Origin of the sequence: Pseudomonas faucium, assembly GCF_021602585.1 — a bacterium.
In the GTDB taxonomy this organism is placed as follows: domain Bacteria; phylum Pseudomonadota; class Gammaproteobacteria; order Pseudomonadales; family Pseudomonadaceae; genus Aquipseudomonas; species Aquipseudomonas faucium.
In genome coordinates this window covers 65,104-77,309 of the sequence record NZ_BQIP01000012.1, presented here as the reverse complement: position 1 = coordinate 77,309, position 12,206 = coordinate 65,104, and the positions used below count along the sequence as shown (strand labels likewise).

Annotated in this window: 14 protein-coding genes and 1 tRNA gene; 8 read left to right on the top strand and 7 right to left on the bottom strand. The window is 61.5% G+C overall.

Going from position 1 to position 12,206, the window contains the following annotated elements:
* The first annotated feature begins 3 nt into the window (after window positions 1-3).
* Both L6D75_RS15750 and L6D75_RS15745 read left to right on the top strand, forming a co-directional pair.
* Window positions 4-528, top strand: a complete 525-nt coding sequence (locus L6D75_RS15750; RefSeq protein WP_176512023.1) for an ankyrin repeat domain-containing protein — start codon at window positions 4-6, stop codon at window positions 526-528.
* A gap of 60 nt (window positions 529-588) precedes the next feature.
* Window positions 589-1,119, top strand: coding sequence for a hypothetical protein (locus tag L6D75_RS15745; RefSeq protein WP_176512024.1), 531 nt, complete (start codon window positions 589-591; stop codon window positions 1,117-1,119).
* A 120-nt stretch (window positions 1,120-1,239) separates the two neighbouring features.
* Here the strand turns inward: L6D75_RS15745 and L6D75_RS15740 are convergent, their stop codons facing one another.
* A complete protein-coding gene (locus tag L6D75_RS15740) occupies window positions 1,240-2,178 on the bottom strand; it encodes a ZIP family metal transporter (protein ID WP_176512025.1) in 939 nt (312 codons plus the stop codon).
* A 127-nt stretch (window positions 2,179-2,305) separates the two neighbouring features.
* Here L6D75_RS15740 and L6D75_RS15735 point away from each other — a divergent pair, with 127 nt between their 5' ends.
* From L6D75_RS15735 to L6D75_RS15720, 4 genes are all read left to right on the top strand, one after another.
* Entirely contained in the window at window positions 2,306-2,497 is a 192-nt protein-coding gene (locus L6D75_RS15735; protein WP_176512026.1) for a PLDc N-terminal domain-containing protein, read from the top strand.
* A 161-nt stretch (window positions 2,498-2,658) separates the two neighbouring features.
* Entirely contained in the window at window positions 2,659-4,713 is a 2,055-nt protein-coding gene (locus L6D75_RS15730; RefSeq protein ID WP_176512027.1) for an LTA synthase family protein, read from the top strand.
* Between the two features lie 108 nt (window positions 4,714-4,821).
* A complete protein-coding gene (locus tag L6D75_RS15725) occupies window positions 4,822-5,058 on the top strand; it encodes a hypothetical protein (protein ID WP_176512028.1) in 237 nt (78 codons plus the stop codon).
* 174 nt (window positions 5,059-5,232) lie between these two features.
* Entirely contained in the window at window positions 5,233-5,568 is a 336-nt protein-coding gene (locus L6D75_RS15720) for a ribonuclease E inhibitor RraB (RefSeq protein ID WP_176512029.1), read from the top strand.
* 84 nt (window positions 5,569-5,652) lie between these two features.
* Here L6D75_RS15720 and L6D75_RS15715 read toward each other — a convergent pair whose 3' ends face one another.
* Window positions 5,653-6,453 carry a cytochrome c gene (locus L6D75_RS15715; RefSeq protein ID WP_176512030.1) on the bottom strand — a complete coding sequence of 267 codons (801 nt, stop codon included), beginning with the start codon at window positions 6,451-6,453 and terminating at the stop codon, window positions 5,653-5,655.
* A gap of 526 nt (window positions 6,454-6,979) precedes the next feature.
* On the opposite strand from L6D75_RS15715, the gene L6D75_RS15710 reads away from it, so the two are divergent.
* A complete protein-coding gene (locus L6D75_RS15710; protein WP_176512031.1) occupies window positions 6,980-7,714 on the top strand; it encodes an amidotransferase in 735 nt (244 codons plus the stop codon).
* A gap of 70 nt (window positions 7,715-7,784) precedes the next feature.
* Here the strand turns inward: L6D75_RS15710 and L6D75_RS15705 are convergent, their stop codons facing one another.
* The 3 genes from L6D75_RS15705 to L6D75_RS15695 all read right to left on the bottom strand — a co-directional run bounded on the left by L6D75_RS15705 (window position 7,785) and on the right by L6D75_RS15695 (window position 10,365).
* Window positions 7,785-8,756, bottom strand: coding sequence for a magnesium and cobalt transport protein CorA (locus tag L6D75_RS15705; protein WP_176512032.1), 972 nt, complete (start codon window positions 8,754-8,756; stop codon window positions 7,785-7,787).
* 63 nt (window positions 8,757-8,819) lie between these two features.
* Window positions 8,820-9,539 carry a lysophospholipid acyltransferase family protein gene (locus tag L6D75_RS15700; RefSeq protein WP_176512033.1) on the bottom strand — a complete coding sequence of 240 codons (720 nt, stop codon included), beginning with the start codon at window positions 9,537-9,539 and terminating at the stop codon, window positions 8,820-8,822.
* Window positions 9,540-9,675: 136 nt separating this feature from the next.
* Window positions 9,676-10,365 (bottom strand): crotonase/enoyl-CoA hydratase family protein, encoded by a 690-nt coding sequence (locus L6D75_RS15695; protein ID WP_176512034.1) that lies wholly within the window; start codon window positions 10,363-10,365, stop codon window positions 9,676-9,678.
* Window positions 10,366-10,654: 289 nt separating this feature from the next.
* Between L6D75_RS15695 and L6D75_RS15690 the strand changes: the two genes are divergently transcribed.
* Window positions 10,655-10,744: transfer RNA gene (locus tag L6D75_RS15690), tRNA-Ser, on the top strand.
* Window positions 10,745-10,973: 229 nt separating this feature from the next.
* Here L6D75_RS15690 and L6D75_RS15685 read toward each other — a convergent pair.
* Together L6D75_RS15685 and L6D75_RS15680 are read right to left on the bottom strand one after the other, a co-directional pair.
* Window positions 10,974-11,609: a hypothetical protein gene (locus tag L6D75_RS15685; protein WP_176512035.1), complete on the bottom strand. Its 636-nt coding sequence runs from the start codon at window positions 11,607-11,609 to the stop codon at window positions 10,974-10,976.
* 88 nt (window positions 11,610-11,697) lie between these two features.
* The gene (locus tag L6D75_RS15680) at window positions 11,698-12,126 is read right to left on the bottom strand and encodes a hypothetical protein (protein WP_176512036.1); all 429 of its coding nucleotides are present in this window, start codon (window positions 12,124-12,126) and stop codon (window positions 11,698-11,700) included.
* Between the last annotated feature and the right edge of the window lie 80 nt (window positions 12,127-12,206).

Genomic DNA, 12,206 nt, shown 5'->3' with positions numbered 1-12,206 from the left:
CAGATGTCCGATCAACTCGCCCCCGCCATCATGACCGATGACGAAACCGCAGCCTTTGCCGAGCAGGTGTTCGAACGCGCCCGCCAGGGCGATGCCGCGATGCTCGAGCGGCTGTTGGCCAGCGGCCTGCCAGCCAACCTGCGCAACCACAAGGGTGACACGCTGCTGATGCTGGCCAGCTACCACGGCCATCATGACGCGGTGCAGGTATTGCTGGCCCATGGCGCCGATCCGTTGATCTCCAACGACAATGGCCAGCTGCCGATTGCCGGCGCTGCGTTCAAGGGTGACCTGGCGATGATCCGCGTGTTGCTCGAGCACGGCGTGCCGGTGGACGCCGCCGCCCAGGACGGGCGCACTGCACTGATGCTGGCGGCCATGTTCAACCGCGGCGACATCCTCGAGTACCTGCTGGCCCAGGGCGCCGACCCGGCGCACCAGGATGCCCGCGGCGTCACCGCGCTGATGGCGGCGCAGACCATGGGCGCGGTGGAGGCTGCGGCGCGCTTGCAAGCGCTGGCCGGCTAACCGTTCGGGGGCGTTTGCGGCTATCCTTGGCGACTTTTCACCCGTCGCAGGCCCCCGTCAATGAAAAACCAGTTGCTCGAATTCATCCAACTCATCGCTGCCGGCTGCATGCGCGATGAAGACATCGAGCGCATCGCCGACGAGGCCGCCCAGGCCTACGCCGACCCGGCGGCCTTCCTGGCTGCCAACCCTGACATCAATTACGACGACAGCTTCCCGATCCCGCTGGGCGAATGGGTGGTGCTCGGCAGCCTGCCGGATACCGTGGTGTTCCAGGCCGACAGCTACCAGGAGCTGTTCCAGCACATCAGCGACTCGTTCGACAAGAGCGTGCCGTTCACCCTCAAGCCCAAGCAGCTGGCGCGTACCGAGCCGCTGACCGCGCTCAATCGCATCCAGGTGCAGATGGGGGCGCTGAACAAGGAAGCGGGCGGCTATGTGCTGCTCAACTTCAGCCAGTTGCTCGACGACGAGCTGCAGATGGTGATGGTGGGTCAGCACGACCTGGCGCGGGTGCAGGAGTTGGGCGCTGCGGTGGGGATCAAGGTGGAGCCGGCCTTGGAGGCATTGAAGGTTGCCGTTCACGTTTGAGTGGATGGGGTGATTGCACTGGCCCTATCGCCGGCAAGCCGGCTCCCACAGGTACTGCACAGCTGTTTCCTGTGGGAGCCGGCTTGCCGGCGATAGGGCCGCAATGCCCAACCCAGAACCTCAACCCAGCGCGGTATCCAGGAACATCATCACCGCAAACCCGCCCATCAACCCCAGGGTCGCCGAGGTCTGGTGCCCATTGCGATGGGTTTCGGGAATCACCTCGTGGGACACCACGAAGATCATCGCCCCCGCCGCCAGCCCCATGCTGATCGGGTAGGCCAGGGCAAAGCCGGTGGAGATGCCCAGGCCGATCACCGCCCCCAGCGGCTCCATCAGGCCCGAGCCGATCGCCACCAGCGCCGCCTTGAAATTCGACAGCCCCGTGGCGCGCAGAGCCAGGGCCACGGCCAGGCCTTCGGGGATGTCCTGGATGGCGATGGCGCTGGTCAACGGCAGGCCGATGTTCATGTCGCCATTGGCGAAGCTCACGCCAATCGCCATGCCCTCGGGCAGGTTGTGCAAGGTGATCGCCAGCACGAACAGCCACACCCGGCTGATGCGCTCCGCCTCGGGGCCGCAGGGGCCGGTGCTCTCGTGTTCATGGGGGGTGAAGCGGTCGAGGCCGAGCATCAGCAGCACGCCAAGGCCCATGCCCAGCACCACGGTAAAGGCAGCCGCCGGGCCGTTGCCGGTGATTTCGCGGGCAGCATCCAGGCCCGGCAGAATCAACGAGAAAGAGCTGGCTGCCAGCATCATGCCGGCGGCAAAGCCGAGCATCACGTCCTGGCTGCGGGTGCTGACGTCGCGCAGCACCACCGCCAGCACCGCGCCCAGCGCCGTGGCGCCGAACCCGGAAAGGCCCCCCAGCAGCGCCAGGTGCAGGTTGTCGGCATGGTCGCCATTGATTGCATTCCAGAAGCTGGCCGCCAGCAGCACGATCACCGCCAGCAGGCTCACGCCCAGGCCAGCGCTGAGCCAGGGGGTGTTGACCACCTGTTGCCGCCAGGCACTGAACAATGAGGCAGGGGCGGCGCTTTGGGTGTGGGCAGGGGGCATGGGCACCTCGAACTGATGGATACAAGCAGTCTATCCAGTGACCGGCGCAGGCGGCCAAGGATTCCCTTCTATCGCCCTGATAGCTGACTATGCTCAGCCTCGTGAACGTTCAACGGGAGTGACCGACATGGGTTCGACATTCAATGGCCTGGTTGGCCTGATCATCCTGGCCCTGGATATCTGGGCGATTCTCAATGTGATCAAGAGTAACCGCGAGATAGGCGTCAAGGTGCTGTGGATTCTGCTGATCGCCCTGCTGCCGGTGATCGGGCTGGTGATCTGGGCGATTGCCGGGCCCAGGGGCGATGTGCGCATCTGAGCACAGCGGCGTGCCCGTGGCAGGGCCGCCGCAGACAAAAACAGCAACAGAGCCGTGACAAAATTTTCACATTGGTTTAAACAGAATCCGCACCCGCACAATGCTGCGTTGGTATAGCCAGCGCCATCTCCGCAACCCGCAATCCTAGGACTTCCACATTCATGGCTAACACGGATGCCTTGAAGCAACAGGGCGCGCGATCTTTCACGCCGACCTTGAAATCGCACCTGGCCTACACGCTGCTCAGCGGCCTGGTAATCATGCTGATGCTCAGCCTGGTACGCCTGGCGCTGCTGGTCTACAACAGCGACATGATTGGCGACACCCCTTACGCGACAGTCGCCGAAGGCTTCTTCAACGGCCTGCGCTTCGACCTGCGCGTGGTGGTGTACCTGAGCATCCCGCTGTTGCTGGCGATGCTCAGCCCCTGGGCGATGGCCCAGCGTGGCCTGTTCCGCTTCTGGCTGACGCTCTCCTCGAGCGTGGTGATGTTCCTCGGCCTGATGGAGATGGACTTCTACCGCGAGTTCCACCAGCGCCTCAACGGCCTGGTCTTCCAGTACATCAAGGAAGACCCGAAAACCGTGCTGAGCATGCTCTGGTACGGCTTCCCGGTGGTTCGCTACATCCTTGCCTGGCTGTTCGGCACCTGGCTGCTGAGCCTGCTGTTCAAGGGCATCGACCGCCTGACCCGGGGCAACGGCCAGCAGCGCGTGGCGCCCTGGTACAACCGCCTGGCGGTGTTCATGGTGATTTTGCTGGTGGCCGTGGTCGCCGCCCGTGGCACCCTGCGCCAGGGCCCGCCCATGCGCTGGGGTGATGCCTTCACCACCGACTCCAACTTCGTCAACCAGCTGGGCCTGAACGGCACCCTGACCCTGATCGACGCCGCCAAGAGCCGCTTCGGCGAAGACCGCGCCAACATCTGGAAGCCGGTGCTGGAGCAGAAACTGGCCACCCAGACCGTGCGCGAGCACTTGCTGACCCCTTACGACACCCTGGTCGATGCCGACGAGGCTGCGATCCGCCGCGACTTCGTGCCGCCGGCCGAGCGCACCCTGCCGATCAAGAACGTCGTGGTGATCTTGATGGAAAGCTTCGCCGGCCATTCGGTCGGTGCCCTGGGCAGCCCGAACAACATCACCCCGTACTTCGACAAGCTGGCCAAGGAGGGTCTGCTGTTCGACCGCTTCTTCTCCAACGGCACCCATACCCACCAGGGTATGTTCGCCACCATGGCCTGCTTCCCCAACCTGCCAGGCTTCGAATACCTGATGCAGACTCCGGAGGGTGGCCACAAGCTGTCTGGCCTGCCGGCCTTGCTCAGCGCCCGTGACTACGACGATGTCTATGTCTACAACGGCGACTTCGCCTGGGACAACCAGTCCGGTTTCTTCGGCAACCAGGGCATGACCACCTTCATCGGCCGTAACGACTTCGTCAACCCGGTGTTCTCCGACCCGACCTGGGGCGTGTCCGACCAGGACATGTTCGACCGCGGCAACGAGGAGCTGGCCAAGCACGACGGCAAGAAGCCGATCTACGCGCTGTTGCAGACGCTGTCCAACCACACCCCGTATGCGCTGCCAAAAGACCTGCCAGTGGAGCCGGTGACCGGCCAGGGCCGCCTGGACGAGCACCTGACCGCCATGCGCTACTCCGACTGGGCGCTGGGCCAGTTCTTCGAGAAGGCACGCAAGGAGCCGTACTTCAAGGACACGCTGTTCGTCATCGTCGGCGACCACGGTTTCGGCAACCAGCAGCAGGTCACCGAGCTGGACCTGGGCCGCTTCAACGTGCCGCTGTTGCTGATCGCTCCGGGCATCCAGGAGAAGTTCGGCGCGGTCAACCACACCGTCGGCACCCAGGTCGACATCGTGCCGACCATCATGGGCCGCCTCGGTGGCGAGACGCGCCACCAGTGCTGGGGCCGCGACCTGCTCAACCTGCCTGAGGGCGACCAGGGCGTGGGCATGATCAAGCCGTCGGGCAGCGAGCAGATCGTCGGCCTGGTGCAGGGTGACCGCATCCTCATCGAGTCCAAGGACATGAGCCCGCGCATGTACCGCTACCAGCTGGGCCGCGAGTTCAAGGCCGAACTGATCGAGAGCCCGGACCAGCCGGAAATGCTCAAGAAGCTCGAAGCGTACATCCAGACCGCGACCAAGAGCTTGCTGGACAACACCGCCGGTGTCGTTCACGGCACGCCAAAGTAACAGCGATTTCATCTGTGCCAGGGCCGAGTGGACTGAACAAATCCCCTCGGCCCACGGTCAAGCAATTACAGGCATCAACTCCGATGTTCTCTGCTTGAGGGCTATTCGATGAAAGAGTGGGAAGTCATCTTTGCCGACCAGAAAGGCGAGCCGACCACGTTGGTGATGCACGGGGAACTGTGCCCCAGCGAGGAAGAGGCGGCCCGCGCCATTCGTTCGCATCTGTTTCCGGTCATGGATGAGCTGGACCTCAACGACTTCCAGGACCGCGCCCCATCCCCCACGGCACGCTGGCTCAAGGAGCAGAACGGCGTGATCATCACCAGTATCAAAGCAGCATCCTGACCCGCAGGTTGGCGTGGTGCCGTGCCAGGCACTACGCTGGAGGGAGGTGTAGGCCTTTTCTGCGGGGCCACACCTATTCAGTTCGCGTCTTGCATCAGCTCGATCTGCCGGCCGTTTCGGCAGGTGCGTAGTGCACGGAAAGTCTATCCATCGCTTTATTCGGGAGGACGATTCATGAGCAGCAGCCAGAACGACGATATCAGCAGCAATGTCCTGCGCCAGATGAAAGCTGGCGGTTTCGATTTCACCCGCATCCATCCCATCGAGTTCTACGCGGTATTTCCCGACGAGGCCAACGCGCGCCGGGCGGCTGGGCAGTTTCGTGGCGAGTCGCTCAATGCCCAGGTGCATGAGCGTGACGACGGCGCGTGGCACCTGGAACTGAGCAAGGTCATGTATGCCACCTATGGCGGCATCGGTGACTTCGAGGAGCGCTTCGAGCAGGTCGTTTCACCCTACGGCGGCGAGGTCGAAGGCTGGGGCGTCAAGCATGAGCGGCCAATAGCCTGAAACCCCAGGGCTGCCCACAGGCATTTCGAAGCACTCGAAGACAGTGAGATTCCTGTGGGAGCCGGCTTGCCGGCGATTGGGCCCTCAAGGCTTGCGCTTGGCCATATGCCCCAGGTAAGCCAGCAAGGCATCCAGTTCCTGTTCACTCAGCACACTTTCGGCAAACCCCGGCATCCGTGCCTGGGGCCACTGCCGCAAGCTTTGCGGGTCGCGAATGTACTGGCGCAAAAACCCCGGCTGGAAATACTCGGTCGGGTTGTGCGGCACATTCAGGTCCGGCCCGAACTGCGCATCACCGGCGCCGTTGAGCCGATGGCAGGCCAGGCAGTTCTGCTGAAACAGGGCAAAGCCCTTGCGCACCGGATCATCGGCCGGCAGTTTCGGGTCTGGCAGCAGCGCCGGGAAGCGTTGCTCGACAGGCGCCAGGCGGCGGATCGTGGCGATCTGGAACGGCCATTGCTCCGGGCGTATGCCGCTTGCCTGTGGGTTCGTCCACACCAGGTAGAACGGCCCGGCACTCGGCTTGCCTTTGCTCAAGGCAGGCCAGGGCTTGCCCGGGTCTTCGACCGCCAGCCAGGCGCGAGCCGGGCCATCCTGCAACAGCGGGGCAGCGGGCATTTCGGCGGCGAAACCATCGAGCGCCACAGCCTGCAGATGGTCATCGGCAGCGATGCCTGGCAACAGCGTGGCCAGCGGCACCGCGCGATAGCGCATGGGCCGCTTGTAGGAAACGTCTTGTTCGATGCTGATATCGCGGGCCTGGGGCAGGCTCAGCAGGTCGGCGCTGTCCAGCTGGCGCGGCGTGCCGCCCAGTTCCAGGTGCAGCTGCGCCGCCGACAGCGGCAGGCTGCAGAGCAGGGCGAGCAGGGCAAAGCAACGGCGCATGGGCATTCTCCGACCATCAAGGCCGGCAGGTTACCTGTGCATGACCGGTGAACGCCACAGCCACCATCAGCCGAACAAGCGCGTGAGGTTCGGCAGGATCAGCAGCAGCGTGGTGGCGAACAGAATGAGCCCAGCTTGGCGAAGTTTCGATTGTCTGAACATGGCGGACCGCCTTCTTGTTGTTATTCCTGAATACCCGTTGGCTTCCTTGTCGCGCGTCGGGTCGATCACAGTGGCGTGGAGCACGCCGGTACTGCTTGCCTCTTTGAAATCGATATACAACCAACAGTAGGGGCTGCGTCATCCCTGTTTCAGAACCCTTTGTTCTATTGGCCTCATCCGAAATCGCGATGTGCTATGAGGCCAAAGGCCATTTCGCTGGTATGTCCTGACTAGACGGCCGCGAATCTGCCATCGCCAGTCCGGCAAAATGTGACCGTTCGTCAGTGCAGCCTACTTGCTTGTACGTGCCTTTCGCGTCAGTCTTTACAACAGATTCCCACCCATGTCGTTCAGGACTATCCCTATGTCGTTACGCATCTGCATCCTTGAAACCGATGTCCTGCGACCGGAGTTGACCGCGCAGTACCAGGGCTACGGAAGGATGTTCGAGCAGCTCTTCTCGCGGCAGCCGATCGCAGCCGAGTTTTGTGTGTACAACGTGATGAACGGCGACTATCCCCCCGATGGCGAACGTTTCGACGCCTACCTGGTGACCGGCAGCAAGGCTGACTCGTTCGGCAACGATCCATGGATCCAGACGCTCAAGGCCTACCTGTTGAAGCTGTACGAGCGTGGCGAGAAGTTGCTGGGCGTGTGTTTCGGCCATCAACTGCTGGCGCTGACCCTGGGTGGCAAGGCCGAGCGCGCCGACAAGGGTTGGGGGGTGGGCGTGCACCGTTATTCACTGGCTGCGCACGCGCCGTGGATGGACCCGCAAGTGTCCGAGCTGAGCCTGCTGATCAGCCACCAGGACCAGGTGACCGAGCTGCCGGAGGGCGCCACGGTGATTGCCTCGAGCGATTTCTGCCCGAATGCGGCGTATCACATCCGTGACCAGGTGCTGTGCTTCCAGGGCCATCCGGAGTTCGTCCACGACTACTCGCGGGCGCTGCTCGATGCGCGCCAGGATTACCTGGGCGATGAGGTGTACCACAAGGCGGTGGCGAGCCTGGCCACCGAACACCAGGGCGACCTGGTGGGGGAGTGGATGATGCGTTTCGTCCAGCAGTCGGGCAAGGCAGGCGATAGCGCTGCCTGATCGACAGACAAGCCAGCCCTCACAGGCTACTCGACAGCCTGTGGGAGCTGGCTTGCCAGCGATGAGGCCCTCACAGCCAGCCGGATTTCTTGAAGCTGGCATATAGCCCGGCACAACCCAACCCGATCACCCCCAGCACCGCAAAATACCCGTATTGCCAGTTCAGTTCGGGCATGTTCTGGAAGTTCATCCCGTAGATCCCGGCAATCGCCGTCGGGAAGGCCAGGATCGCCGCCCACGCTGCGAACTTGCGCTGCACGATGCTTTGCCGTGACGACTCCAGCAGCATGCCGATCTCGATGGTCTGGCTGGCGATGTCGCGGATCCCGGCCAAATCCTCCATCTGCCGCGTGACGTGAATCTGCACGTCGCGAAAATACGGGCGCATGTTCTTGTCGATGAACGGGAAGCTCAGCCGCTGCAGCTCCTCGCTCACCTCCACCATCGGTGCCACGTAGCGGCGCAGCCTGAGGATGTCGCGGCGCAGGCTGTGCAGGCGGCGTATGTCTTCTTCCTGCAGCGAGCCACCGAGCACGCTTTGCTCCAGCTCCTCGATCTCGCCATGGATCGCCTCGCTGACCGGCTGGTAGTTCTCGGTGACGAAGTCGAGCAGGGCATACAGCACGAAATCTTCGCCATGCTCCAGCAGCAAAGGCCGCGCTTCGCAGCGCTGGCGCACCAGGGCGTAGGATTTGGAGTGGCCGTTGCGGCAGGTGATGATGTAGCCGTTGCCGGCAAAGATGTGGGTTTCGATGAACTCCAGCTTGCCTTCATGGCGCACGGGCGAATAAGTGACGATGAACAGCGCATCGCCGAAGGTTTCCAGCTTGGGCCGGCTGTGTTTTTCCAGCGCGTCCTCGATCGACAGCTCGTGCAGGTTGAACTGGCGCTGCAGATTGGCCAGTTCCTCGGCGTTGGGCTCTTCCAGCCCGATCCAGACGAAATGCCCAGGCTTGCGCGCCCATTCGCTGCCTTCGTCGATATTGATGTTGGTGACCTTCCTGCCGGCGGCGTACACCGCCGATGCCACGACTCGACCCATGGTGATCCACTTGTTCGGTTGCACACGGGTTACAGCTTGGTCGTTAGCGGCCTCAAGAGCAACCTAGGGGTTGCTCAGTTCACCTTCCATGCGGTCGATGCACTGCTGCATCTGCGTGCGGCACTGGGCGATCAGCGCCGGCAGGTCCTGCTGGCTGAGCCCGGCGGTGGCGATCGGCGGCAGCGAGCGCACGATCACCGTGCGCTTGCGCCAGCTATTGAGGCTCAGGCGCCGGGTGTAGCGGCTGACGCACACCGGCACGATCGGCACGCCGGCCTCGATGGCCATGTGGAAGGCGCCTTTCTTGAATGCCAGCAGCTGCTCTTGGGGGTTGCGCGTGCCTTCCGGGAAGATCCAGATCGAGGTGTCGTCACGCAGGATGCGCGTGGTCACCTGCATGGCCTTGCGCGCCTGGTAGGCGTTGCTGCGATCGATCAGCACGTTGCCGCCAAGCCAGAACAATTGGCCGAACAGCGGAATCCAGCCCAGGCTCTTCTTGCCGATGGCGACGGTGCGCTGCGGCACCACGTGGCCGAGGATGAACAGGTCGAAGTTCGATTGGTGATTGGCCACGATCACGCAGCCGGGCGGCTGGTCCCACAACGGGCCGACCTCGGCCTTGACCTGGATGCGCATCAGCCAGGTCGCCGGGATGCTGTAGAGGCGGGCGAACACGCGGCTGTTGTCGCGGTTGAAGGGGCGCAGCAGGCCGATCAGCAGACCGATGCAACCCACCAGCAGAAAGTGCAGCGCCAACAGGAGCATGCGAAGGGAGTAGAGCATTGTACGACTCACACCAGACAGTCGCGGCGCAGTGTACGGCTGTGCACTGGCTGGGGCAAACCTTGGTGTGTGTCCTGTGTGGCCCTGTCGCCGCCAACCGGTGGGAGCCGGCTTGCCGGCGACAGGGCCCTGAAGGTCAGCCCATATGGCCCTGATCCAGCAGGATCGCTTCATCCAGCAGATCCAGCAGCCCCTTGCGCACCTTCAGCTTGGTGTTCTTGTGCGCCAGCATGTTCAGCTTCATCAGCTCACGGGCCGCTGCCAGCGCGGTTTCCTGCAACTGCTCGGCCGGCACGACCTTGTCCAGGAAGCCTGCATCCAGCGCGTCCTTGGGGTCGAACATCTCGGCATTGATCACCGAGCGGTGGAAGGCCGAGCGGCGCAGGCGGTCGCGGGCCAGTTCGATGCCGGCGTGGTGCATGGTCATGCCGATCTGCACTTCGTTCAGGCCGATCTTGTACGGGCCTTCGACGCCGATGCGATAGTCGCCCGACAGCAGCAGGAAGGCGCCCTTGGCCACGGCATGGCCCGGGCAGGCCACGATCACCGGGAACGGGTGCGACAGCAGACGCCGGGCCAGGGTGGAGCCGGCGGTGACCAGGCTGACCGCCTGCTGCGGGCCGGAGGTCATCACCTTGAGGTCATAACCACCCGAGAGAATGCCCGGCTGGCCGGTGATGATCACCACGGCGCGTTCCTGGGTGGCGCGGTCGAGGGCGGCATTGAAGGCCGTGATGACATCCGGGGAGATCGCGTTGACCTTGCCGTTGTTCAGGGTCAGGGTGGCGATGCCGTCTTCGGCGTGGTAGGTAATCAGCTCGCTCATGACAGAGTCCTTTAGGTGGCGTGGCGACGACGTTACCCAGCGGCGCGGGCCAGGTAAAGCAGCAAGGCTGACCGGCCAGTCAGTGGGCGGGCGCCACGCCTTGGTGCAGCGGGGTAGAGCGTTGCCAGGCCGTAAAAGCGCAGGCGAGATTGGCAGCATTGCCCTGGCGCCCTCGGTTTTTCGGTGGGTTGGCTTAAATGCATGAAAAATTTGAAAAAAATACTTGCCAAAGAAAAGCTCTTCCACTAAATTAGCGCGCCTCGACAGGGTGAAAGCCTTGAAGAGAAACGGTGAAGTGTCCGAGTGGTCGAAGGAGCACGCCTGGAAAGTGTGTATACGAGAAATCGTATCAAGGGTTCAAATCCCTTCTTCACCGCCACTTTCAAAAAAGCCCTGCAAATCAATGGTTTGCAGGGCTTTTTGTTTTCTAGGTTCTACCCAGCGATTCTACCCAGCGCCAGCACGGGCGTCTGGGCTTTCAATCTTCGATTCTCGAGCATCTAGAAGGCGTGCCTAAGGAATCCATCGGCCTTTACCCTCCAAATAGGGTGGTACGTTTTCCAGTACCCCCCCCGGGGGGTAGGCCTAAAGCTACCCCGGGGCAGTCATTAACTGGCAGGTGTTGCGCCTTTAGCTTTCAGCTGTTCTTTTTCGGCGGTCGCTTTTCGGCGAGCTGACACATACTCCATACCTTTCAATGTCAAAGTCGGTTTTCGTGTTGATGCGTTCGTGCCGGTCGGATTTGTGAATTTTACCAAGCCCATCAATTCCAGTTGCTCCAGAGCCATTTCGTCATCTAGCGAGTTGAAAAGGGTGCCGCGACCAAAAGAGGTGATTGAACCTAGCATTTCGCCGCCCTCAAGCACACCTGCCAGTCTAATCATAGCCATTCTCTGTGCGCTGGTCAGCTTTGGAATAGTCGGGTTGGTTTTAGAAGCTCGTTCCTCGTTAAGGCTGTTAAGTGTTAGGGTGTACAAGCGTGCAAAGTAGAAAATCAAGCAACCTAGAATCAGTATCGAAATAATGAAACTGACTAGTAACCACGTCGGTTGTGGCTTTTCTTCGATGAGCCAGTCTCTCGTCACTTTCAACATTCCTAGTAGCAAATCCTTGAGGTTTGATAACAGGGCTGTGTCAAGGTAGGTGTCCATCAGCTTTGTAGCAATCCAAGCAACAAGAAAGCCTCCAATCGAGATCGCTATAGCAGTGAGATTGAACCGAGGTTTCTTGTTGTCAGTGGTCATTGGATGTTTCTCTAGGTTTGGGGCCAGTCAGATTGAATAAGAGTTAGCTGTCACACTGGTGCGGCGGGCGGGGCGTCGATGCTATAGGTTAGGCGGTGATCTCTTCTAGCTCCCTCTCTGCTGCTGCCAATTCCTGTTGCAGCCTGTCAATCTCCACTCTCAAGCGGTCAACCTTGGAAAGCAGGCTTTCCTTGTAGGCTTCTTGCAGCTTAGCGATCTGAGCCTTGATTACCTCGGGGGCGTCCGGCGCGGCTGGAGTAGTTGCTTTGCTGGGGCTTGCGGGGGATTTTGCAGTCTTGGCGAGAACCCATAGCCTAAAAGTTGCATAGGGTGGGACATCTACACCTTTAGCCGCTTGCCTTTTCAGCCACGGAAGGGCTTCGGTCGCACCGGACGCGGTGTAAGCGGTGATCAAAACGTCTTTGTTGCAGAGTTTTCCCTGCGTTTGGACGTAGCCGTGTTGTTCATTCCAAGACTGACCTTCCTTTAGAATGGTTCCTTCTGGTATTTTGTTCATGTTGGCTTTCTCTGTTGGGTTGTCATGGGCTTGATGGTATCACGTGACAGGAAATGTTCAACATGAGATGTTGGGAAATG